Here is a 22,697-nt window from a genome sequence, read left to right on the forward strand (position 1 = left end):
GGGGCCATGACGCCGCCTGACCGCCCCGAAACGCCTGCTGTCCGCCGCATTATCGTAACCGGGTGCGATCACGCCTATTTTGAACTGGCGGGCGAACTCATCGCCTCCATACGCAACCATGCCGACACGACCATTGCCGTGATCGACTGCGGCATGACGGCAGAGCAGCGCACGGTGCTGCACGCGCGCGGCGTGCGGGTTCTGGCCCCCCATATCCCCGATTACGCACCCCGCCAGGCGCTGGCAAAGCGGCCATGCCTTGCCATCAATATCAGCAAGCTGTGGCTGGACCAGATGCTGCCCGATTTTGACCTGATCCTGTGGCTCGATGCCGATACATGGGTGCAGGACGGGCAGGCGCTTGAACGCATGTTTGCCGCAGCCGAAAGCCGGACCCTGGCCATCGTGCCCGAAATCGGCGCCAAGCTGGCCAACCTGCTGGGTGTGCGCTGGATCTGCCCCGGCTGGATGCAGATCCGCTCGTTCCTGTATAAAAACGCCACCCGCGCCCGGCTGCCATTTGCCATCCGCAAGCGCATCGGGGCCAGGCCGCTGCTCAATGCAGGCGTATTCTGCCTGCACAGGCAGGCGTCCATCTGGCCGGTGCTGCGCCGGTGGCAGGCCATGATCCTGCCCCGCCGGAACATGGCCTTCACGCAGGACCAGCTCTGCATTGCGCTGGCCGTGTATATCGATGGCCTGCCCGTGACCTTTCTCGATAACAGCCATAATTATCTCGGCCCCTGGCTGCTCGATGAACAGACCGGCACGCTGGCCAACCTGTTCTTTCCGCATGCGCCTGTGGGCATCGTGCACATGGCCTCGCAAAAGGCCATGCGCAGCAGGCTGGAAAACACCCTCACCATTCCGACCGTGCAGGGCGGCGAGGCTGCGGTCAACCTGCGCTATGGCGGCATGCGGGCGCTGTCAGCCCGCAGGGGTTGAGGCACGGCCCTGCTTTTCGGCGCGGGCGGCCTGCACGCGCTCGGCGGCCTTGCGCAACTGCTCGGCAAGGTTGAGGGCAAGTTCAGGCGGCAGCACGGTCACCACGCGCCGGTCACCTTTTGGCATGTGTTCGGGCGCGGTCGCCATGAACAGGTCCATCACCACGATGGAATCCTGCACGGCTTCCGCCCCGCAACTTACGGTAGGATAGACCACGGCCCGACCGGCGGCGTCGCGTTCGTCTTTCATGATGGGGTCCCCTTCAGCGGGCGCATTCAGCGCGTGGCGGGGCGTGACGCATCACGCCGCAGTTGCAGGTTCAGGTCCTGTATGGTCCTGCGGGCCTGCGCAAGTTCGTCACGCACGCGGGCGAGTTCCGCCTTGAGCGCTGCGATTTCTGCCCGCAGGGCAGGAGGATGATCGGCCATGTGCAACACCTTCCTTGCAAATCAGGTTTTTGGGGCGCTCGATGCGAAGCGGGCGCGCACCTGCTCGAACAGGGCACGCGCGGCCATGTCCTTCGTATCGGTATGTTCAATGTGATGGCGCATGCGGGCGGCGATTTCATCGGCGTGCAGCACCTTCGCCTCGACAAGCATCTGCATGAGGTCCATGACAACGATCTGCTGCGCGGCAATCATCTTGACCACGGGCAAGACCTTGGCCTGCGCCGCATCGCCCGCCGCCTGCGCCAGCACCTTGCGCAACTGGTCCGTTTCAGCCTGATCGTTCATGATTGTGTTCCTCCGCTCTTGTCATCACGCGGCAGGCATGGTGATAGCAAACAGCCAGTACAGCAATGCCGCCCGCGCAGGGCCGCTCATAGGCGGATGCTACATCTGTCACCCTTCAGGACCGTAAACCGCCATGCCGCCCCCCACCATCCCTGATGATGAATTACATGTGACCTATATCCTGGCCTCGGGGCCGGGTGGGCAGAACGTCAATAAGGTGGCAACAGCGGCGCAGTTGCGTTTTGATGCGCGCAATTCTCCCTCGCTTTCCGCCCGCATCAAAAGCAGGCTGATTACGGTGGCAGGCAGCCGCATGACGGCGGATGGCGTGATCGTGCTGACCGCGCGCCGCTTTCGCAGCCAGATCCGCAACCGCGAGGATGCCGTGGCCCGGCTGCATGAAATGATTGGCGAGGCCAGCCACGTGCAGGCCTACCGCGTGCCCACCCGCCCCTCACGCACGCAGCGGCGCAAGCGGGTGGACAACAAGAAGCACCGCAGCCGCATCAAGCAGGGCCGCAGCGGCAACCACATGGACTGAGGACAGAAACTTTTACCTTCACCCCTTTCTGGCCACCTGCTGCCCTTTGGGCGGTTGGGGCACGGCGGTATGGGCCGTCCAGCCACCGCCAAGGGCGCGGTAGAGGGTGACAAGGTTCTGGTAGCGCGATACCGCAATCGAGATCTGCCACTGCTGCGCCTGTAGCAGCGTGCGCTGCGACACAAGCGATGTCAGGTAGGAATCCGTCCCTGCCCTGTAGCGCATCATGGCCAGGCTGTATGCATCGGCCGAGGTCGAGACATACTGGTTCATCTGTGCCGTCTCATCGCGATAGGTGTCACGCGCGGCCAGCGCATCCGCCACTTCACGGAAGGCGGACTGCACCGCCTTTTCATACGCTGCCGCCTTGGCCGCACGCATGGCGCGCGAGGCCTTCAGGTTGCCGCTGTTCTGCCCCCAGTTGAGCAGGGGCACCTGCAACTGCGGCGACACGCCCCATGTGGTCGCAGCCGATGTAAACAGCTTGTGCGGCTGGAGGCTGCTGATGCCATCGGATGCAGTGAGCGTGATGCGCGGGTAGAACGCTGCCTTGGCCGCGCCAATATCGGCATTGGCGGCCAGCAGGTCGTGTTCGGCGGCCTGGATGTCGGGGCGATGCTCGAGCACGTCGGCCGGCAGGCCCGGCGGCAGGTCCTGCATGATGGTCTGCTGGCCCAGCGGATGGGCGAGCGGCAGGTTATCGGGGATAGGCTGGCCGATGAGCATGGTCAGCAGGTTTTCATCCTGCCGCACGTGCCGGCGCGATTCATCAAGGAAGGCCCCGCTCTGCGCCACCTGCGTTTCCGTCTGGCGCACGGTCATCTGGTCGGTCTCGCCATGGGTGAAGCGGGCTTTGACCATCTCCAGCGTGGCCTGCTGCGAGGTCATCGTCTCCTCGGACAGGTGCATCGAGGCCTGGTCGCCCAGCCATGAAATATAGGCCGTGGCCACCTGCGATATGATGCTGATCAGCATGGCGCGCGCGTTTTCGCGCTGCATCAGCGCATGTTCCGCCGCCTCGCGCGACATGCTGCGGATGCGCCCGAACAGGTCAATCTCGTACGACGAGACGCCAATGCCCATCTGGTAATACTTGAACATGGGCGGATGGCCGGTATCGAGGCCAGGCGCAAAGCTCAGACCCGCCGCATCCGATGGCCCCTGGAACATCGCCTCGCCACCACCGCTGATGGCGGGGAACAGGCTGGCATGCTGGATGTCAAACTGCCCCTGCGCGCGGCGTATATCGGCCGCCGCCTCCCGCAGGTCGCGGTTTTGCCGGATGGCGATGGCAATCAGCGCCTTGAGCCGGGGGTCGGTAAAGAATTCCTCCCAGCCCAGATTGGCCGCGAGCGGGTTCTCGGCCACCGCGTCGCCCGTGGTGGCGTAAGCGGGCCATGTCGCGGCCAGCGGCGGGGTGGGGCGCTTGTAATGCGGGATCATGGTGCAGCCCGCCAGCAGCATGGCCGCCAGCGTGGCCGCACCCGCCCGCCTGAGTGTGGGGAGAACGGTCATGGCATTACGCTCCCTTTGTCCGCTCGGACAGGCGCTTGACACGGAACAGACGCAGCACCACCACAAAGAACAGCGGCACGAAATACACCGCCAGCAGGGTTGCCGTGAGCATGCCGCCCACCACCGCCGTGCCGATCGCGACACGCGCGGCCGAACCCGCACCCGTGGCGATGGCCAGCGGAAACACACCCACCACGAAGGCGATGGAGGTCATGAGAATGGGGCGCAGGCGCTCGCGGCCCGCCTCGAGCACTGATTCCTCAAGGGTTGCTCCGTTCTCGAAAAACGCCTTGGCGAATTCCACGATCAGGATGGCGTTCTTCACCGCCAGCCCCACCGTGGTCAGCAGCCCCACCTGGAAATACACGTCATTGGCCATGCCGCGCAGCAGGGTGGCCACGATCGCGCCCAGCACGCCCAGCGGAATGACCAGCAGCACGGCAAACGGAATGGCCCAGCTTTCATACAGTGCCGCGAGGCAGAACAGGATGACGATGACCGCCAGCGCGTAAAGCGGCCCGGTGGAAGAGCCCGAGGCCATCTGCTCGAACGACAGGCCGGTCCACTCATAGCCCACGCCGGCAGGCAGCTTGGCCATGATCTCCTTCATGGCAGTGATCGAATCCCCCGAACTGTAGCCCGCGGCGGGCTGGCCAAGGATTTCAAAGGCATTGAGGCCGTTATAATCCTCGACCTTCTGCGGCCCCATGATCCACTGCCCGGACACGAAGGCGTTGAACGGCACCATGCCGCCTGCGGCGTTGCGGATATACCATTTGCTCAGGTCATCGGGGATCATGCGCGCATCGGGCTCGCCCTGGATGTAGACCTGCTTCACACGGTCATCACGCAGGAACTGGTTGACATAGATCGACCCCAGCGCGCCCTCGATGGTGGTGTTGATGTCGGCAATGGTGATGCCAAGCGCATTGGCCTTCTCGCGGTCGATATCGAGATGGAACTGCGGCGCATCTTCCATGCCGTTAGGGCGCACGGCGGTCAGGCGGCGATCCTTTGATGCCATGCCCAGCACCATGTTGCGCGCCGCGAGCAGCTTGGTGTGGCCAAGGTGGCCACGGTCTTCAAGTTCAAGGTCAAAGCCGGTGGCATTGCCGAGCTCCAGCACGGCGGGGGGGTTGACGGCAAAGATCTGGGCGACCGGGTCCATCCAGAAATGCATCATGATGCGCATGGCAATCGCCGCCGAGGTCTGGCTGGCGGCGGGCCGCTCATCCCAGTCCTTGAGCCGGATGAAGAAGGCGCCCGCACTCTGCCCCTGCCCTGCGAAGTTGAACCCGTTCGTGGAATAGACGGATTCGACGTTGTTGCCCTCGGTCTTGAGAACGTAGTCGGCCACCTTGCGGTTGACAGCGGCCGTCTCCTCCAGCGTGGCGCCCGCGGGCATGGTGACCTGGCCAAAGATCAGGCCCTGGTCCTCATCGGGCAGGAAGCCGCCGGGCAGGCGCATGAACAGCCAGCCCACGCCAGCCGTAATCAGCACGAACACCAGCATGGACAGTCCCGCATGCCCGAGCACGCGGCCCACGCCGTTCTGGTAGGCCGTGGTCATGCGCGCGAAATGGCGGTTGAACCAGCCTGCGGCCCCGGTGGTCTTTTCATGCACGCCGGGCTTGAGCATGGTGGCGCACAGCGCAGGCGTCATGACCATGGCCACCACCACCGAAAGCCACATGGCCGCGACGATGGTGATGGAGAACTGCCGGTAGATCACGCCCGTCGAGCCGCCAAAGGCCGCCATGGGCAGGAACACCGCCGTAAGCACGAGCACGATGCCCACCAGCGCGCCCGAGATCTCGTCCATCGACTGCCGCGCCGCATCACGCGGGGAGAGCTTCTTCTCGGTCATGACACGCTCGACGTTTTCCACCACCACGATGGCGTCATCGACCAGCAGGCCCACGGCCAGCACCATGGCCAGCATGGTCAGCGTGTTGATGGAAAAGCCAAGGGCGGCCAGAATGCCGAACGTGCCCAGCAGCACCACCGGCACCGCGATGGTGGGGATGAGCGTTGCGCGGAAGTTCTGCAAGAACACCAGCATGACCAGGAACACCAGCGCGATCGCCTCGACCAGCGTAATGACCACTTCCTTGATCGACAGCACGATGAAGGGTTCGGTATCGAGCGGGTAGACGGTCTTGAGCCCGGGCGGGAAGAACTGCTCGAGTTCCTTGATCTGCTCGCGCACCGCGTTCTCGGTCTGGAGCTGGTTGGCGCCGGGGGCGAGCTTGAGCGCCATGCCCGAGGCCGGCATGTTGTTATAGTAGGAATGGGTGTTGTAGGTCTGCGGCCCCAGCTCGACATGGGCCACGTCACGGATGCGCACCTGCGAGCCATCCTGCTGCACCTTGAGCAGGATCTTCTCGAACTCCTCGGGCGAGCGCAGGCGCGTCGGCCCGATGATGGTCGCATCCAGCCGCGCGCCCTTCACGGCGGGCACGCCGCCAAGCTCACCTGATGAAACCTGGATGTTCTGCGTCTGGATGGCGGTCTGCACATCGCCTACGGTCAGGCCGTATTTGTACAGCTTTGACGGATCAAGCCAGATACGCATGGCGTATTCCGCGCCGAACAGCGTGTGGTCGCCCACGCCGGTCACGCGGCTGAGCGGATCGGAGATGTTCGACGCCACGTAATCGGCAATATCAGCGCCGCTCATGCTGTTATCGGTCGAGATGAAGCCAAGCACCATCATGAAGTTCTTGACGGCCTTGGTAATGCTCAGGCCCTGGGCGGTCACTTCCTGCGGCAGCTTGGGCTGGGCGAGCTGCAGCTTGTTCTGCACCTGCACCTGCGCGATGTCGGGGTTGGTGCCCTGCGCGAAGGTGAGGTCGATTTCCATCTGCCCCGAGGCATAGGACTGCGAGGAGATGTATTCGAGGTGATCAAGCCCGAACATCTGCTGCAGGATGGGGCGCACCACCGTATCGTTCACCGTATCGGCCGAGGCGCCCGGATAGGTCACGGTAATGGCGATCTGGGGTGGCGCGATGGAGGGGTACTGCGCGATGGGCAGGCGGAAGATCGACACCCCGCCCACGAGCATGATGATCAGCCCGATCACCCACGCGAAGACGGGCCGGTCAATGAAAAAGCGCGACAGAGACATGGGGGGTTATCCTGCCTTGGCCGGTTCGGCCGCATCCTGCGGGGTTACGGTGTCGCCGGGGTGGATTTTCTGCAGCCCCTCAACTACCACGCGCTCGCCGCTTTTCAGCCCGTCGGTCACCAGCCAGTCCGTGCCGATGGCCTGCCCTACCGTAATGGGGCGCAGGTTGACCTTGTTATCGGCACCGACCACCCACACCTGCGGGTCGCCGTGGGAGTTGCGCAGCACCGCCTGCTGCGGCACCAGCAGGGCATTGGGGTCCAGGCCCTCGGCCAGCTGGGCGTGCACGTACATGCCGGGCAGCAGCAGCCGCTCGGGGTTGGGCATGACCGCGCGCACCACGACTGTGGCGGTGGCCTCATCCACGTTCACTTCCGAGAACTGCATGCTGCCCGAGTGCTCATAGGTCGTGCCATCCTCCAGCGTTACGGTGATGGAGGCGGCGTTGTCGCCCGCGCGCGTCAGCCGCCCCTGCGCCAGTTCGCGCTTGAAGCGCAGCAGCTCGGTCGCGGGCAGGTTCACATCCACGTAGATCGGGTCAAGGCGGGTGACGATGGCGACATTGTTGGTCTGGTTGGCGGTGACCAGCGCGCCCACGGTCAGGATGGAGCGGCCGATCCGGCCGGTGATCGGGGCATTCATGTGGGTGTAGCCCAGATCGACCGTGGCGCGTTCGAGCTGGCCCTTTGCACTGAGGATATCGCCCTGGGCCGCGCGCTCGGCGGCAAGCGCGTCATCATATTCCTGCTGGCTTACGGCATGGGCCTTGAGCAGCGGCCCGTAGCGGGTCAGCTTGGCGCGCGCGGTAACCTCGCTGCTCTGGGCGTGAAGCAGCTGGCCCTGCGCGCTGTCCACCGCCGCCTGATAGATGCTGGGATCGATCTGGTAGAGCTGCTGGCCCGCCTGCACGTCCGTGCCTTCAACGAACAGCCGCTTCTGAATCACGCCGCTGACCTGCGGGCGCACCTGCGCGATCTCGAACGCTTCGGTGCGGCCGGGCAGCTGGGTGTGAATTTCCACCGGAGCGGCCTTGAGCGTCAGGACCGTGACGGGCTGCGGCGGCATCTTGGGGGGCGCGGCATGCTTCTGGCACCCCGCCAGGGCAAGTATCAGAGCCGCCGGGGCTACGACACGGGAATATTGCATCATGGTCACCAACCGGCTTGAGGGCCGTAATCTAAAAATGTTTCTGAATCACGTCCGTGCTGTTTGCCGCACATGGCCGCCATATGAAAGCCAAATAAGGAAACCATTTGGTTTTCAATGAATGGAAAACTATATCGTCTCCATAAGGCGGTCAAGCAGGGCACCCATCCGAAAATGGCCGGAGCAGATTACGAATGAGCAACATTGGACGGGCAAGGACAGGGCACCATGCATGATAACTGCGATACCCCGCGCCGCGGCCCCGGTCGCCCCCCGGAAATGGAGGAATGCGAACGCCGCGAACGCATTCTCGACGCGGCAAGTGAAGTGTTGCAAAAATGCGGCTATCATGCGGCTTCGATGGACAAGGTGGCCCAGCATTCGGCCATGTCCAAGCGCACGCTGTACCTCATGTTTCATTCCAAGCAGGATCTGTTCCACACGCTGGTCAGCAGCAGGCTGTTCAATGTCAGCCCTGGCAAATGCCTGCACATGGCCGACCCGGCGGAGGAACTGACCGAACTGCTCATGCGGCTTGGCGGGGTGATCCTGCGGCCTGATCGCATCAGCCTGATCCGCGCACTCGTAACCGAATCCCCGCAGTCGGAAGACATCCGCCAGATCATGAGCAGCCTGCGCGCGGGCGGAAAGGACAATGTGCTCACCACCTGGCTCGACCGCTACGTGCGGGCGCGGAACGGGCCGGTTGAGGATATATCGATGTACAGCAACATGCTGTTTGGCATGACCATTGGCGACCTGATGCTGCAAAGCCTGGCCTGCGAGCCCGACCGCTCATGGATCGAGCAGGACATGCGCCCGCGCTTTCACAGGGCGGTGCAGATTTTTCTGGCGGGCTTCGCGCAGGGTTGCCCTGCGGCCTCATAGAGCGCTTGAAAACAGCGCCCCGCGTTTTGAAGCATCGCCTTTTGTGCGGACGAAAGCTTCACCAAGAACTTCCGGGTTATTTCTGAACTGGCGTTTCAGGACTTTTTCTCTTCAGGCGGTCAGGCGGGGCGGCCCGGCTGTCGTGCTGCATGCGGGCGCCACGCCATATGGCCCTCCGGCCAGAACCTCCAGGCACAGCACGCCGAGCATGCCGGGATAACGCGGGCCGAGATGCAGCAGCCCCTGTCCATCCGTCCAGCGGCAGGGCTCGGGACGCGGGGCGTAAAAATCATCATGCCATCCCGCTGGCGCTTTCTGGGCCAGATGCATCACGATATGCCGGGCCACGGTGCCTTCAAACAGCTTGATATGCCGGACCAGCACGCCACGCGGGCGGCGGTCATCGCCGCACGGGCCAGCCATGCTGACCGGGCGGGTGGTGCGGGACACGATCTTTACGGTGCCGACACCGGGCGGCAGCATGAAGACCGCATAGCGATTGGCGTCGCGCATCTTGCGGATGGCGATGCCTTTATCCGTCATGAGGTGAAGATCGGCATCATGCATTGTTCCGGCGGATGCCGCCTGCGCCCCCTCCGGCTCAGGGCTCATGCCTGTCATGGCGCCGGTAAGAGGTATGGCGCCTGCGGGGCTGCTCCCCCTGTCATACCTGCCCCCGCTGGAACGGCTCATACCTGTGGTCAGGACACCGGACATTTTCTTCCCCCATGGCATAGAATCCAGTTCCAGCAAGGCAACAGCACTGAAACTGACATGGAGGAAAAATATCGGCGTAAAGAATTAAAAATACTCTAACAGCCTGTCGGGTTGGGCATTTTGCGGCTGATAACGCCAAGGCTGACCTGGCTTATGCTGCCTGAAGCCGCGCCATTCTTTTACAGTTGTATGCGAGAGCAACGAGTGTCCATTCGGTCGTGACTTTTGCAAGGCCACGCAGGCTGAATTTTCTGAAGCCCATGATGCTTTTGATAATTCCAAAGACCGGCTCCACGGTCTGTTTTCGTCGTCTGTAAAGATCTCCGGCTTCTGTAGTTTCCAGCCTGTCCTTCATGGCAAGCCGCCAGGGTTCGGTTATCCGGCGTGGCTCCCTTTCTGCGGGCCGGGGTCGGAAGTCGTAAGGTCTGCGGGCACAGGGCCGTCCAATGGCGACCAGCGGATCAATGCCCTTTTCCCGCAGTTTCCGGACCGCCTGCCCGCTGGCGTAACCGGTATCGGCGAGCACTGTCTTTGGGAGACCGATTGTGTCTTCCATCGACAGCACCGTGTCGGCAAAGGACGGCGCATCCGCTGATGTGGCGACAACGTCGGTTGTCACGATCAACTGGCTGCCTTCGGCGCACACCACGGCCTGGGCATTGTAAGCCTGCCGGAACTCGTGGGCGTCCGAACGCCGCATGAGGCGGCTGTCGGGATCGGTCAGACTGATCTGTCGGTCGGGTGGTGGTTCATCATCGGGCGGTTTGGGCGCCCGGCCGCGACGCCCTGTTTTCGCATCATAAGCGGCTTTCTTCTTCTCGTAGGCCGGTCGCGCCGTTTCAGCCTGCGCCTTCGCATCAGCTTCCAGCCGGGCGCAGGCTTCGTCCAGCTTCGCTTTCAGCGTTTCCCGCCGGGCAAGCTCTTCCGGCAATGCCTGCGGATCTCTGTCTGTGACGTCCGCATGCTCCGCCTGGTCCATCAGTTTCGCGATATCCACAGCCAGCTGTTCGCGCAGCGCCCTGATCCGGTCGTAGCGCACCGAACGGTATTTCGATGCGTCAGCATCGATTTTCGTGCCGTCGATCGACACCACGCCCAGACGCAGCAGACCCGTCTCGCGCGCCAGAAGCAGGACCTGCGCAAATGCAGCTTCAATGGCTGTCCGGTTCGTCCGGCGGAAGGTCGCAATCGTATCATGATCCGGATGCAGGTTCGCCGCCACGAATCGCACCCCGATGTCGCGATATGTCGCCCGCTCGATCCGGCGTGAGGAAAACAACCCGTTCGCATAGCTGAAGATCAGAAGGGCCAGCATCAGGCGCGGATGATACTGCGCCTTGCCTCCCGTGCGCACTGGCACGCAGAACGCACTCATCGGAACCCGCTCAACGGCGGCTACAATGAAATGCGCCATATCATCAGCAGGAAGCCACGACTTCAGATCAGGCGGCAGAAGATACGGCTGAGACCGGTCAAACGGGATGAAGCTGCTCATCACACCACCTTACAATCGCCCCCCTTCACAGGGTACCCCAACCCGACAGGCTGCTAAGATGCGGCCTGAAAAGTCAGGCCAGCCCTATCCCGCGCTTATGAAGGCTGGACACGTGCAGGCCAAAACGGCGTTCAACAATTTGCGTTGCGGGTGCAGCAGATGGTCGGCGCGCAAAACCTTCAGCCCTGAGGCGACCAATACGCCCTCCTGCGCAACAGGGTGAGTGCAGGGTGCCCCCGCCGGCCCCTCCTGAACAGAGGCATAACGGGCGCGGATGCAGCCCTGCCGCTCATTTTTATAATCTGCTGCCTCGCCCGGTCCTGCGCTATCGTGATAACAGGCGTGTGCAGATAAGGGAGAAGCCGCGTGAGCCAGACGTGGGGTGATTTTCAGGCTGTCGTGCAGTTATCGGCAGGCCTGAATGTAGCTATCCTCAGCTTTGTGGATATCAGCCTGCCCGCCATAAAGGAACGTCGGCGCGTCTTTGCCAAGGCACAGCAGGAACTCGACATGCACCGCTCGGCACCGGGCAAGGTAACCTCCGCCGCCCAGCTCGAGCATGACTGCCAGGTCGATGAAATGAACCAGAAGCTTTACCTGCTGTGGAAGGAATCCTCGTCATTCAGCAACGAGGAAGATTCCCTTATCCATTCCACCGGTATTCTGGGCTTTATTGGCGCGGCGCTCAGCCTTTTCCTGCTGTGGTATTCGGCGGAATATTATGATGCCAGCATCAGCGTGACCGGCAAATTCGTGATCGGCCTGTCGTTCTGTTCACTGATCGGGGCCTTCATCATCAATTTCATGACCGCATCACAGGCCAGCGTCTTCACCAAGCAGTGCAACCAGATCCGTGAGGAAATGCGCCAGAAGCTGTAAAGCCTGCGCGGCATGGGCGCTGCGACACGCCTCGGCCTCAAGCGCAGGATAGTGGCGCCTGCTTTAAAAATTCATTTTTTCTGCCCGCCGGCACTCCTGAATTTATTCAGAATCTCTTCATTCATGTAAAGAACCCTGCCTTGTGGCATCGGCAGATCATTTAAAGAAACCGGTTTTATATCTTGTAAAAAACAATCAAGAGAGCCAGTAATTTTTGTTATGGCTTCTTTTCCCATATATTCATGATCGTAAAAATATATACAGTGCCCACCTTTATCCATAAGAAAGTAGTTTCCACAATCATCTGCGGCAAATGGAAAATAATTATAGGTCACAACATCATCATTTATAATTTTAATGCATGATTCTATTTCTTCAACAGGCAATATTTTGGAAACACATGCCCCCTGGCCGGGAGGAATGTCTATATAATTATTGGGAAGTTCAGATCCATTATGATTTTTCAGGAAATCTTTATACGCATCAGAAAATAAAAAACCCAACTCTTCTTCATACTGAACAATTTCTTTGTCTGATATTTTTCCTGCTTCACAAATCAATTTTATCATTTTTATTTCTATCCTATGATTGTTTTATTGAAAATGCCTATCCTTTTGCAAATGAAACACCTGATAATAACCTGAAATTATAAAGGTACGGGGAATCTGTTTTTAAAACGCTTCGGAACACGGTTATTCCCCGCCTGCCGGTTTCCTTACCCCGGCGCGTAATGCAGCATGAGCATGCCATGCACCTCATCCCAGCTACCCGAGCGTGAATAGCCCCCTTCCGCCCCCAGTCGCAGCGAGGGTGTAAGTTGATAGACCGCCCGCGCCAGCACGTTGCCCGCCAAGCCCCCGGTGGACTGGCCCGCATATTGCTGTCGGGCCGCAAGGCCGCCTTCCCCCATGGGGAACATCGCCGTGGCGCGCTCGGTATAGTGCTGGTAGCCCGCTTCGCCCTTGAACAGCCATGTCCACCGCCCCGCATGCCCGTCATAGGTCACCGGCACCAGGGCAGCCATGAACGCATGCGGCGAGAAGTAGCCCCCCTGCCCCCAGGTGAAGAAATACGTGTTGCGCTTATACCCGAAATACACAAGGTCCAGCCCCAGCCGCACGTGATGCGCATCGTGTCGGTGCCAGACAAGGGCGGACCCGCCAGCGCCAGCCTCGCTCTCGTGGTTGGCGACCGTATGCGTGCCCTGCATCACCGCGTAGCCACCACCCGCATAGAGGTTGTAGCCCGGCTGCGCCCATTCTAGCTGGCCGTGGCCGCGGTTGCGCGTGACCCCGCCCCAGACCTGGCCGGTGCCCGGGTCGCGCGCGCCGGAATAGGCCAGCAGGCTGTCGGTCACCGCGCGGCGCTCGCCTGTCAGGCGCAGGGTCAGGTTATGCGTCAGGTGCGGCGTCAGCTCGATGCCACCCAGCACATTGGTCGTGGTGAAGCCCAGCGGCGTCGAGCCCACATCGGCCGCAAGCCACCGCCACTGGTAATGTGCTGACAGCGCCACACCCGCCACGGCGGCAGGCACGTGAAAGCCCGGTCGCACGCCATTGGCCGCAACGCTGCCATATTGCTGCGCCGTTGTGCCTGAGGCCAGCGGATCGCCTGACATGAGCACGCTTGGCATGACCGAAAAGGCAAACTGGTGCTGCGTGGACGAGAACGGCAGGATGGCGGTCATGGGAATATTGACCACCGTCATGTGGCCCAGCCCCGGCTGCCCCGAACGGTCGCGGATCTCGAGGTTGCCATCCGCCTGCGGCCCTAGCGCGCGCGACAGGTAACCGGCCTGCCGGTCCAGCGCCTGCACGGGGGTCAGGTGCGGGTCGTAATGATAGACCTCCGGCATGCCTGCGCCCATGCCGGGCACGAAATTCGTGCTGATATCGGGCCATTCATCCGCTGCCCGCGCGCGCCGGGGTGCGCAGCCTGCGTCAATGCGCGTGCCGTGGCCGGTGGTATCATCCTCGTCAGACCGGGGCGTGCAGTCGAGCGCGCGGGCGCGCTGCACGTCATGCAGGCGACGGCGGTCGTGGCCGGTCAGGCCATCGATCTCGGCCTGTATCTCCCACGTATCGCCCCATTGCGGGTGGGTGGCCTGCAGCGTGCGGGCCATGTCACGTGCCGCGCGTTCGTCCCCGCTGGCCAGACCGTCACGCGCAAGGGCGGCCTGGGCCATCTTGTCATCGGGGCGCTGGGCCAGCGCCCTGCGGTCATATGTCACGGCCTCAGCGGGCAGGCGACGGGCCGCATCGACACGCCCGCGCGCCAGCAGCAGGTCGGCATCGGTCGGGTTCTGCGCCAGTAGCGGATCGATCAGGCGGCGGGCGGCATCGGGGTGGCCATCAATATCATCGCGGTCCGCCTGCGCAATCGCGAGGCTACGCTGCATGTCGTGCAGATCGCGGGCCTGGGCGGGCGTCAGATGCCTGCCCTGCATGATGGCGGGCAGGCCATCGAGCACATGCTGTGCCGCCACGGGATCATCCATCTGCATGAACAGCCCGGCATAGGACAGGCTCTGGTTCACGCTCGCATGCCCCGCACTGTCCGCAAGCGCGCGTTGCAGCACACCTGAAGCCGCCGCCACCGGCGCATGGCGCCTGAGCAGCGCATCCACCACCAGCCGCGCCTGCGTGCCTTCGGGGTCGGGCAGGACGGGCATGGCTTCAAGCAGCGGGATCGCCTGCGCATCATCGGCGGGCAGCGTGCGGATCCGGTGCCACAGCCTGACCTGCGCCACGCCATCGGCCATTGCGGCGGTGATATCCGCGCGTGGCAGGCGGGCGAGCAACGCATCGGCGCGCGGCATGTCCTGATCCAGCAGGGCGAAGCTGAAGCAGGCCTGCAGGTTGTCATCCGTTGCGGGCGTGGGGGTGCACAGCGCCGCCATCAGCGCCCGGGCGCGCGTGGCCTGCCCCTGCGCCAGCCATAGCTGGGCCAGATGCAGGCGCAGCCAGCCATTGCGGGGGGCGTAACGCACCGCCTGCTCGAGCAGCGTGACCCGCTTGCGGGGATCTGGCTCGGTCTCCGCCATGCCACCAAGCAGGCCAGCCTCAAGGTTGTTCACGCCGGGGTAATGCGCGGCCTTGAGGCGCGCAATCCAGCTTTCGGCCTCGCGGAGCCTGCCTTCCTCGATCAGGACATCGGACAGGGCGGCAGCGGCTGGCATGTCACCAGGCGCCATCTGCAACACGGCCCGCCATCCTGCCTCGGCCTGCGCAAGCTGGTGGCGCGACTGTTCAATAATGGCGCGCACCCGCACGGTATCGACAATCCGGCCATGGTCCTTCTCCACCGCGGGCAGCATGGCCCATGCTTCCTCATACTGGTGGCGGGCCATCAGCCCCCACAGCCGCGCAAGCTGCGGGTCGCCGCCCGGCGCATCCAGCCCGGCAAGGGCGGCGTGGATGCCTTCATTATCGGGGGCAAGGGCCTGCGCCTGCTCCAGAAAGGCGCGCGCGGCCTTCACGTCGCCCCGGCGCTGCGCCACAAGGCCCAGTCCCTCCAGTACTTCGGGGCGGGGCGGAGCGCCCTGCATGGAGGTGTGGAAATCACTCTCCGCCTGCTCCAGCTCCCCATGCGCCAGCGCTTGATAGCCCGCCCCCACCAGCGCAAGGTGTTCAGCCAGCGCGCGGGCGGCCTCCTGCGCCCTGAGGCGGTTGGCCATGTCCGCATCATCAGGGTGCAGCGCCAGCCATTCGCGGTAATAGGGCCCGGCCTGCGCGTCGGTTCCCATCCATTCCAGCGTTTTACGCCATGACTGCGTCGCCTCGTCGCGGATGAAATCCGGCGTGACGGAGGATGTGGCGAGCCCGCGCATGTCCTCGATCGCATCAACGCGGGTGGGCGCGCGATAGCTCAGGGCCTGCGCCAGCGCCATGCGGATTTCAAGGTCATGCGGCAGCAGGCTGCCCAACGCACGCAGGCGCTGCGTGGCCTCCCCATAGCCCAGTATCGAGCCGGACAGCACGCGGTCATATTCCAGCTCGGCCTCCGGCAGGGGGTGGCCGCCGTTGTAAATGGCGCGATAGGCCAGCGTGGCCTGCAAATTCTTGCCTGCATCCGCCAGGGCCCGCGCCCGCGACAGCGCCACCGGGTCAACCACCCCCTGCCCGATCCAGCCCTGCAGGGCATCAACCTGCGCCTGCGCTCCGCGCTGCGCCTGCAGGGCCTGCAAGCTGGCGCGCGCGCCATCAAGGTCATTGGCGTGCACCTGCACGGCACCAAGCATCAGGCGGGCTTCCAGATTGTCCGGCTCGATGCGCAGCGCGCGCTCAAGCGCGTGCTGGGCGTGCGCGTCATCGCCGTGATGAATCCAGAATGCGCCTTCTTCTATCTGCGCGTTGAGAATGCCCTCGGCATAACGCACGGGCGCCTGCGCGCAGGCGGGCGCGCACAGGCTGAACAGCCCGGCAAGGGCAATACCACCCCATGCCTTTACCCCCGCGCCGCGCCGGACGGGAAGCAGAATGCGACAGGGCGCAGAAGGCCGGTCATGCATGGTCATGGTCACAGGTCGCCCGTCAGATCATCGTTGAGGATGCGCCGCCTGCTGCGCGCGCCAAGCACCGTCATGGCCCATGAGGTGCCGCACAGCGCGGCCAGTCCACCCAGCCCGCACAGCAGCAGCGGGTGGCCGCCCAGATACCAGTCTGGCAGCATCCATGCGGGCATGTTGCCCATGGTGTAGATTCCGCCCGTGCGGTAGTTATCAAGCCGCGCGCCGTGGCGGATCACCATATCCCCGTGAAAGCGGTGCATCGTGGCCGGATCGCGCAGGTCGCGCACCATGGCGGGCAATGACGCGGGCACGCCCCCAAGCACGGCCACAACGGAACGGTGCGCGACAAAGGGCGACTCCGCCGCCACCACCGCGCCTTCGGCAAGGTTGTACGCAGGCATGCCCGCGCCGGGGTGCATCACCCGCATGCGCAGGCGCTGCAGCAGCGAGGGGCTGCGCACGTAACCCGCCTGCGCCAGCGCCGCCTGCCCATTGCCCAGCCCGTCAAGCGTGGAAAAGATCAGGATATCGCCCGTAATCGTATCATCGACCGGCATGTCGGTGGTCCGCACGTTCACGCCGGTGGCGGGATAGCGGCTGACGGCGCCTGCAAAGCCCATCATGTCCATAAAAGCGGCAACCGTGTCGGGGGCAGGATGGGGCGGCAGCAGCACGGTCGTTTCCGACAGGTCGGCCATGCGCGAGAACGGAAAGGCGGAAGAGGCGAACATCCCCACATCAGGCAGCACCGCGAAATGGCGTGACTTGGAAAAATCAATGGTGGAGGACGGGTCGAGTTCAACCACATCGGGCGATGCCGCAGCCTCGGCCTGCGTCATGTGCCGGGGACGCACGTCAAAATACAGCCGCAGCGTGTTCTGCTGCCCCATTTTCCATACCGGCAGTTCCAGGTCATGTTCCACCGGCGTGCCTGCCGTACGGAACGGATTGATCGACCAGGGCACCAGCGGATAGACATGCAGGAATGTGTCGTTCAGCATGACGCTGACATGGGATTTCGCGCGGTCCAGCACGTCGCCTTCTGGCGCGCTGAGTTGCAGCCGCGCCATGAACGGCCGGGACCGCCACGAGCGCAGGTCTGGTGGCAGCGACAGCGGCACCGTGAGCGTGCCCGATGTCAGGCCATGGGTGCGCAGGTCCGCCGTCGAGACCAGTTCACGCAGGGTCACGGGCTGGTCGGTGCGCACAAGGCCAGGCGCATCATAAGGCTGGCGCGCGGCAGGATACACGACAGGCGCTGCGGCAAACGACCCCGGCGCATCATGTTCCGCACCCAGCACCAGCGCCCTTGCCGCCGTCGTGACATCGGCCACGCTGCGCCCGGTCACGACAAGGATCGTGCCGAAACCATCATGCGGGTTGGGCAGGACCGCGAGTTCCGGCCCCGGCGGCACAGCACCCCACGGCCCTGGCTGGTTGGGCGCGATGAGCACCGCATTGCCCTGCGCGGGCAGGCCGGGCGTTACGTTGAAACTGATCCGGCGGTCCTGCGCATACACCCCGAACCATGAGGCCACCATGCCCGCAGCCGCCAGCACGCCGGGATCTGACACGTCAGGCACGGCAAGGGTGACGACCGGCGTCTGCGCGGCATCAGGGTCCAGCACCGGATAGGGCAGCGCCGAGAGCAGCCGGTGAGGCACGAGGCTGACCGTGGTCAGCGCAAGGGTGGAACGCTGCGCAATCGTGATCGAGGCATCCGTAGCGCTCACCCGCGCCGTATCAGGCGCGAGGGCGCGGGCATTTGGCCCGCAGGCCGTTACGCCAGCAGCGTCGGTGCCCGGGCGCATGAACAGGCGGAAATTGATCCTGTTACGCGTATCAAAAAAGAACGGACTGACCGGCAGGCTGATGGGACCGAACGCCCCATCGGCCGCCGGGCAGATCACGCCCACATCCTGATTGTTGACGCTGACGGCCACCGCAATCCGCCCCGGCGCATGCCCCATATGCGCGGTGCCTGAAAGGGCCAGCGTGCCGCCGGTAATGATGACATCGCGCCCGACCCTGACGCCAAGCCCATGCAGCGGCGCGTCAGCACGCAGCACCATGTCGTCTTTCTGCCCTATCTCGGTCAGGCTGCGCGTACGCGTAAGCGGCTGGTGCGAGACCCGGTCCACATCGACCATGGTCATGCGCGCATCATCCATGGCGGTGACGGACTCGCCTGCGGCCTCCACCGGCGCCATGTCCGATGGCGCTGTGGGGGCCGCCTGCGCGCCCCCTGCCATGCCGCACAGCAGCAGCCCCGCCACCATGAGCGGCAGGCCTGAAGCCCCCGTACGTGGCTTGCGGGGCGGAAAAATGACCAGTTGTCGGGCGGGCAGCTTCTCCTCGGGCACAGCCGGTGGAGGCGGGGCTGCCGGTGCCGGCACGGCCTTTTCCGCACGCGGATAGGGCCGGAACAGCGCGCAGATGCTGACCAGCAGCATGTAAAGACTGTGCAGGGGCCTGTCGGGCGCGAAATCGGCCCACTGGGTCCAGGCATCATCCCGGCCGAACACAAGGCCCACCACCTGCTTTTCGGTCGCGAGGTCGGGTATGATCCACGCTACATGGGCACGCCCCTCGTGCCGGGCGACGAGGGTTGCGCGTAGCGTGATCGGGCCGGAGGCCAGGGTGGCGTGCAGGCGCAGTTCATCACCCACTGCAAGGGGCAGCGCGGGCGGCAGGTCAAGCTGGCAGCCCCCCATCGACACATCCACCGAACGGCACGGCACGAGCGGCGCGCCATCCGTGAACAGGCTCAGGGGAATACTGGCCGCAATGCGGTGGTTATGGCGACGCTGGCGGGTTTCACGCGCGGCGGCCACACCACCAAGCACGATAATCAGGCTGAACAGCACCCAGACCGAGTTGACGGTCATGGCGCGGAACACCACCGTTTCATGATAATGGGCGACCGCGGCCCAGATGCCGCTCACCAGCCCCACTGCCAGTATCACGGCCATGATCACGCCAGGATAGGCGGCGCGCCAGTCAAAACGCTCGCGGTCCAGCAGGCCGCCCTTGTCGGTTACGTTGAACTTGCCCTTGTGCGGCGCCACCAGGGTCACGAACGTCATGCGCACCAGAAAGGGCGCGAGCATGGATTCGTAAATCTCGCTCCAGAACGAATAGCGCCACCGCCCCTGCAGGCGCGACATGGTCATGGTGGTATGGAACAGGTGCGGCAGGGCATAGACCGCGAGTTCATAAGGCGAGGCCGCGATCATGGTCACGCCCAGGAACAGATAGGCCAACGGGGCCATGAGGAACATGATGCGCGGTATGGCAAAGAAGTAGTTCGTCGCCGCCGCCATGTAGCAGATGCGCTGCGTCAGGCGCAGGCCACGGCCGAGCATGGGATTGTCGATCCGCAGCATCTGGATCATGCCGCGCGCCCAGCGCACGCGCTGCCCGACCTGAAGCAGGAGGGTTTCCGTCTCGAGACCTGCCGCAAGCGGCTCGCGCAGATAGCCCGTGCCCCACCCCTTGCGCTGCATGCGCAGGGCGGTGTGAGCATCTTCCGTTACGGTTTCGGTGGCAAAGCCATCGATCGATTCAATGGCCTTGCGCCGCAGCAGGGCGCATGACCCGCAGAAGAAGGTGGCATTCCAGAAATCATTGCCATCCTGCAAAAGGCCGTAGAACAGGTTACTTTCAGGCGGCACCTGCATGCCCCCGCGCATGTTGCGGCGGAACGGATCGGGGGAATAGAAGTGATGCGGGGTCTGCAAAAGCGCCAGGTTGGAATCGGCAACCATCCACCCAACGGTTTTCTTGAGAAAGCCCTGCACGGGCACGTGGTCGCAGTCAAAGATCGCGATGATATCGCCCGTTGTCACCTTGATGGCGTGGTTGAGGTTGCCCGCCTTGGCATGGGCATTTTCCGCGCGGTTGATGTAGCCCGCCCCGACCTGCTCGGCAAAATCACGGAAAGACCGCCGCCGCCCGTCATCAAGAATATAGACGTTCAGCTTGTCTGCCGGCCAGTCCATGGCCAGACAGCCCAGCACCGTGGTGCGGACGATCGCCATATCCTCGTTATAGGTCGGCACATAGACATCAATGACCGGCCAACTGCTTTCATCCTCTGGCAGGGGATGGATCTGCCGCCGCAGGGGCCAAGCGAGCTGGAAATACGTAAAGCCCACCCGGAAGGTGGTATAGATTTCGCCAATCGCCAGCGCCAGGACCAGAATTGTCTGCAACACGCCATCAAGATCGAGCGTGGAGGTAAAGCGCCACACCAGATAACGCCCGGATACGACAATGGACAGCACCATGAGAAAACAGCGCGACCAGCGTTCATCATGCCGGCGAACGAGAAAGAACAGGATCGCCCCCCCTATCGCCACGAAAAACTGGTGGTCAGGGGAGAGGTAGGTCAGACATACCACCGCCAGCAACACGGCGAATAACGGGCCAGAGACGAGAGGAGATTTGAGAATACGCCAGATCATGGAAATTCGTGACTGTACCGTGCATGCCTTAAATAGGACATTAAAAGAGCGGACAAGACCGTGTTACGGGCGATTTTTACGGGTTTAGATTGAGAATTACCCGCGGCGGCAAAAACAGATATGCCATTATATGATGATTATTCATCAATCATCATACTTTACAGGAATTGGCTTTAACATGCATATTTTATACCATTTTTAGTCCATTATATTGAAAATATAGCCCTGTCAATGCTGCGCCCAGGAAATAAACATGATATTTCCTATTTTATTTTTAGCCCTGAACGGGTTGCCGCAAGAATAAATCCCGGCTGTATCGGGGGCTGCCCTTGCGGAACGGGATTCATTTCCTAAAACAGATGATAAACCATGGCATAATGCTCTCTGCATCTCACGGTCGCTGCAATCAATGCGTGTATCTGGCTATCTTTTCTACCGTTCTGGTTGCCGCCTCAGAATGTATTCTACCAGTGCCTCAATCCTGAGGCATGAATAGGAGCGTGAATAGCCTCTAGATTTCTGGACGCCCGGGCTCCTGAAAATGAGGACAGGAGACCTTGCTGGCACAGCCTGCTTTCAGGTCTGGGGTGCTGTGTCCCTGCATGAGGAATTCTGAACGCAAAAACCCCGCCTTTGAGGGGCGGGTTTTTTGTTTGGCATTATGATGTTTAGTCTGGTTGCGGGGGCAGGATTTGAACCTGCGGCCTTCAGGTTATGAGCCTGACGAGCTACCGGGCTGCTCCACCCCGCGGTTGTGGGGGAGACTGGAAGACCTGGCGGCGACCGACTTTCCCGTGCCTTAAGGCACAGTATCATGGGCGCTGGGGGTTTTCACGGCCGAGTTCGGGATGGGATCGGGTGGATCATTCCCCGCCATGGCCACCAGGTCATCGAGTCTCCCCGTATGGGGTTGGACTTGATGTGGATGGGTTGGTGTTTTTTGTATGACTATGTATTGAGAGTGGATGACTGCTGTGCATGTGTGTTGCCACGATTGTGGCGATGGAATGAGCCTATTGGGCGATTAGGACCAGTCAGCTGCACGCATTACTGCGCTTCCACACCTGGCCTATTGACGTGATGGTCTATCACGGCCCTTGGGGAGACCTTGTTTTGAGGTGGGTTTCCCGCTTAGATGCTTTCAGCGGTTATCCCGTCCACACTTAGCTACCCGGCTGTGCCGCTGGCGCGACAACCGGTGCACCAGAGGTATGTTCATCCCGGTCCTCTCGTACTAGGGACAAATCCTCTCAAGTCTCCAACACCCACGGCAGATAGGGACCGAACTGTCTCACGACGTTCTAAACCCAGCTCACGTACCACTTTAATCGGCGAACAGCCGAACCCTTGGGACCTGCTCCAGCCCCAGGATGTGATGAGCCGACATCGAGGTGCCAAACCTCCCCGTCGATGTGGACTCTTGGGGGAGATCAGCCTGTTATCCCTAGAGTACCTTTTATCCGTTGAGCGATGGCCCTTCCACGCGGGACCACCGGATCACTATGGCCGACTTTCGTCTCTGATCGAGCTGTCACTCTCACAGTCAGGCGGGCTTATGCCATTGCACTCGACAGCCGGTTTCCGACCGGCCTGAGCCCACCATCGCGCGCCTCCGTTACACTTTGGGAGGCGACCGCCCCAGTCAAACTGCCCACCATGCAGGGTCCCGGACCTGGCTAACAGGCCTCGGTTAGACATCAGAAACAGTCAGGGTGGTATTTCAAGGATGGC

At 62.6% G+C, this 22,697-nt stretch carries 15 protein-coding genes, 1 tRNA gene and 2 rRNA genes (1 of these 18 cut by a window edge); 4 read left to right on the top strand and 14 right to left on the bottom strand.

Annotated elements, in window-relative coordinates; genetic code table 11:
• Nucleotides 1-6: 6 nt before the first annotated feature.
• On the top strand, nt 7-945 hold the full coding sequence (locus tag R5N89_RS11845) for a glycosyl transferase (protein ID WP_110569488.1): 939 nt from the start codon (nt 7-9) through the stop codon (nt 943-945).
• Here the strand turns inward: R5N89_RS11845 and R5N89_RS11850 are convergent.
• From R5N89_RS11850 to R5N89_RS11860, 3 genes are read right to left on the bottom strand one after another with little or no spacing between them, the layout of a single operon-like run.
• A complete protein-coding gene (locus R5N89_RS11850; RefSeq protein ID WP_110569489.1) occupies nt 928-1,194 on the bottom strand; it encodes a hypothetical protein in 267 nt (88 codons plus the stop codon). The two genes, R5N89_RS11845 and R5N89_RS11850, sit on opposite strands and share 18 nt — an antisense overlap.
• Nucleotides 1,195-1,220: 26 nt before the next feature.
• Entirely contained in the window at nt 1,221-1,373 is a 153-nt protein-coding gene (locus tag R5N89_RS11855; protein ID WP_167400884.1) for a hypothetical protein, read from the bottom strand.
• A 21-nt stretch (nt 1,374-1,394) separates the two neighbouring features.
• The gene (locus R5N89_RS11860; protein ID WP_110569490.1) at nt 1,395-1,679 is read right to left on the bottom strand and encodes a hypothetical protein; all 285 of its coding nucleotides are present in this window, start codon (nt 1,677-1,679) and stop codon (nt 1,395-1,397) included.
• Nucleotides 1,680-1,812: 133 nt separating this feature from the next.
• On the opposite strand from R5N89_RS11860, the gene arfB reads away from it, so the two are divergent.
• Nucleotides 1,813-2,220, top strand: a complete 408-nt coding sequence (arfB, locus tag R5N89_RS11865; protein WP_110569491.1) for an alternative ribosome rescue aminoacyl-tRNA hydrolase ArfB — start codon at nt 1,813-1,815, stop codon at nt 2,218-2,220.
• An 18-nt stretch (nt 2,221-2,238) separates the two neighbouring features.
• Here the strand turns inward: arfB and R5N89_RS11870 are convergent, their stop codons facing one another.
• The 3 genes from R5N89_RS11870 to R5N89_RS11880 are packed head-to-tail and all read right to left on the bottom strand — an operon-like array spanning nt 2,239 to nt 8,014.
• A complete protein-coding gene (locus R5N89_RS11870; RefSeq protein WP_110569492.1) occupies nt 2,239-3,735 on the bottom strand; it encodes an efflux transporter outer membrane subunit in 1,497 nt (498 codons plus the stop codon).
• A gap of 4 nt (nt 3,736-3,739) precedes the next feature.
• Nucleotides 3,740-6,865, bottom strand: a complete 3,126-nt coding sequence (locus R5N89_RS11875) for an efflux RND transporter permease subunit (RefSeq protein ID WP_110569493.1) — start codon at nt 6,863-6,865, stop codon at nt 3,740-3,742.
• A 6-nt stretch (nt 6,866-6,871) separates the two neighbouring features.
• The gene (locus R5N89_RS11880) at nt 6,872-8,014 is read right to left on the bottom strand and encodes an efflux RND transporter periplasmic adaptor subunit (RefSeq protein WP_110569494.1); all 1,143 of its coding nucleotides are present in this window, start codon (nt 8,012-8,014) and stop codon (nt 6,872-6,874) included.
• 225 nt (nt 8,015-8,239) lie between these two features.
• Between R5N89_RS11880 and R5N89_RS11885 the strand changes: the two genes are divergently transcribed.
• Entirely contained in the window at nt 8,240-8,899 is a 660-nt protein-coding gene (locus R5N89_RS11885) for a TetR/AcrR family transcriptional regulator (RefSeq protein ID WP_244192208.1), read from the top strand.
• Between the two features lie 111 nt (nt 8,900-9,010).
• On the opposite strand, the gene R5N89_RS11890 is transcribed toward R5N89_RS11885, so the two are convergent.
• Together R5N89_RS11890 and R5N89_RS11895 are read right to left on the bottom strand one after the other, a co-directional pair.
• Nucleotides 9,011-9,511, bottom strand: coding sequence for a hypothetical protein (locus R5N89_RS11890; protein ID WP_110569495.1), 501 nt, complete (start codon nt 9,509-9,511; stop codon nt 9,011-9,013).
• A gap of 256 nt (nt 9,512-9,767) precedes the next feature.
• A complete protein-coding gene (locus R5N89_RS11895) occupies nt 9,768-11,111 on the bottom strand; it encodes an IS1182 family transposase (RefSeq protein WP_233043190.1) in 1,344 nt (447 codons plus the stop codon).
• A 366-nt stretch (nt 11,112-11,477) separates the two neighbouring features.
• Between R5N89_RS11895 and R5N89_RS11900 the strand changes: the two genes are divergently transcribed.
• Nucleotides 11,478-11,990: a hypothetical protein gene (locus R5N89_RS11900; RefSeq protein WP_110570216.1), complete on the top strand. Its 513-nt coding sequence runs from the start codon at nt 11,478-11,480 to the stop codon at nt 11,988-11,990.
• Nucleotides 11,991-12,061: 71 nt separating this feature from the next.
• Here R5N89_RS11900 and R5N89_RS11905 read toward each other — a convergent pair whose 3' ends face one another.
• The 6 genes from R5N89_RS11905 to R5N89_RS11930 all read right to left on the bottom strand — a co-directional run.
• Entirely contained in the window at nt 12,062-12,559 is a 498-nt protein-coding gene (locus tag R5N89_RS11905) for an SMI1/KNR4 family protein (RefSeq protein WP_110570215.1), read from the bottom strand.
• Between the two features lie 146 nt (nt 12,560-12,705).
• Entirely contained in the window at nt 12,706-16,506 is a 3,801-nt protein-coding gene (locus R5N89_RS11910; RefSeq protein WP_244192310.1) for a cellulose biosynthesis protein BcsC, read from the bottom strand.
• A gap of 2 nt (nt 16,507-16,508) precedes the next feature.
• Complete coding sequence (gene bcsA / locus R5N89_RS11915) at nt 16,509-20,966, bottom strand: UDP-forming cellulose synthase catalytic subunit (RefSeq protein WP_110570214.1); 4,458 nt, start codon at nt 20,964-20,966, stop codon at nt 16,509-16,511.
• 674 nt (nt 20,967-21,640) lie between these two features.
• Nucleotides 21,641-21,717: transfer RNA gene (locus tag R5N89_RS11920), tRNA-Met, on the bottom strand.
• Nucleotides 21,718-21,737: 20 nt separating this feature from the next.
• Nucleotides 21,738-21,853: ribosomal RNA gene (gene rrf, locus R5N89_RS11925) — 5S ribosomal RNA — on the bottom strand.
• A 116-nt stretch (nt 21,854-21,969) separates the two neighbouring features.
• A 23S ribosomal RNA gene (locus R5N89_RS11930) occupies nt 21,970-22,697 on the bottom strand (it continues 2,013 nt past the right edge of the window).

It is taken from the genome of Komagataeibacter sucrofermentans DSM 15973 (genome assembly GCF_040581405.1).
Lineage (GTDB): Bacteria > Pseudomonadota > Alphaproteobacteria > Acetobacterales > Acetobacteraceae > Komagataeibacter > Komagataeibacter sucrofermentans.

Excerpts from the sequence above, each read along its gene's own strand:
- R5N89_RS11845 (WP_110569488.1), top strand. The coding sequence starts at position 7 with ATGACGCCGCCTGACCGCCCCGAAACGCCTGCTGTCCGCCGCATTATC.
- R5N89_RS11850 (WP_110569489.1), bottom strand. The coding sequence starts at position 1,194 with ATGAAAGACGAACGCGACGCCGCCGGTCGGGCCGTGGTCTATCCTACC.
- R5N89_RS11855 (WP_167400884.1), bottom strand. The coding sequence starts at position 1,373 with ATGGCCGATCATCCTCCTGCCCTGCGGGCAGAAATCGCAGCGCTCAAG.
- R5N89_RS11860 (WP_110569490.1), bottom strand. The coding sequence starts at position 1,679 with ATGAACGATCAGGCTGAAACGGACCAGTTGCGCAAGGTGCTGGCGCAG.
- arfB (WP_110569491.1), top strand. The coding sequence starts at position 1,813 with ATGCCGCCCCCCACCATCCCTGATGATGAATTACATGTGACCTATATC.
- R5N89_RS11870 (WP_110569492.1), bottom strand. The coding sequence starts at position 3,735 with ATGACCGTTCTCCCCACACTCAGGCGGGCGGGTGCGGCCACGCTGGCG.
- R5N89_RS11875 (WP_110569493.1), bottom strand. The coding sequence starts at position 6,865 with ATGTCTCTGTCGCGCTTTTTCATTGACCGGCCCGTCTTCGCGTGGGTG.
- R5N89_RS11880 (WP_110569494.1), bottom strand. The coding sequence starts at position 8,014 with ATGATGCAATATTCCCGTGTCGTAGCCCCGGCGGCTCTGATACTTGCC.
- R5N89_RS11885 (WP_244192208.1), top strand. The coding sequence starts at position 8,240 with ATGCATGATAACTGCGATACCCCGCGCCGCGGCCCCGGTCGCCCCCCG.
- R5N89_RS11890 (WP_110569495.1), bottom strand. The coding sequence starts at position 9,511 with ATGAGCCCTGAGCCGGAGGGGGCGCAGGCGGCATCCGCCGGAACAATG.
- R5N89_RS11895 (WP_233043190.1), bottom strand. The coding sequence starts at position 11,111 with ATGAGCAGCTTCATCCCGTTTGACCGGTCTCAGCCGTATCTTCTGCCG.
- R5N89_RS11905 (WP_110570215.1), bottom strand. The coding sequence starts at position 12,559 with ATGATAAAATTGATTTGTGAAGCAGGAAAAATATCAGACAAAGAAATT.
- R5N89_RS11910 (WP_244192310.1), bottom strand. The coding sequence starts at position 16,506 with ATGACCATGCATGACCGGCCTTCTGCGCCCTGTCGCATTCTGCTTCCC.
- bcsA (WP_110570214.1), bottom strand. The coding sequence starts at position 20,966 with ATGATCTGGCGTATTCTCAAATCTCCTCTCGTCTCTGGCCCGTTATTC.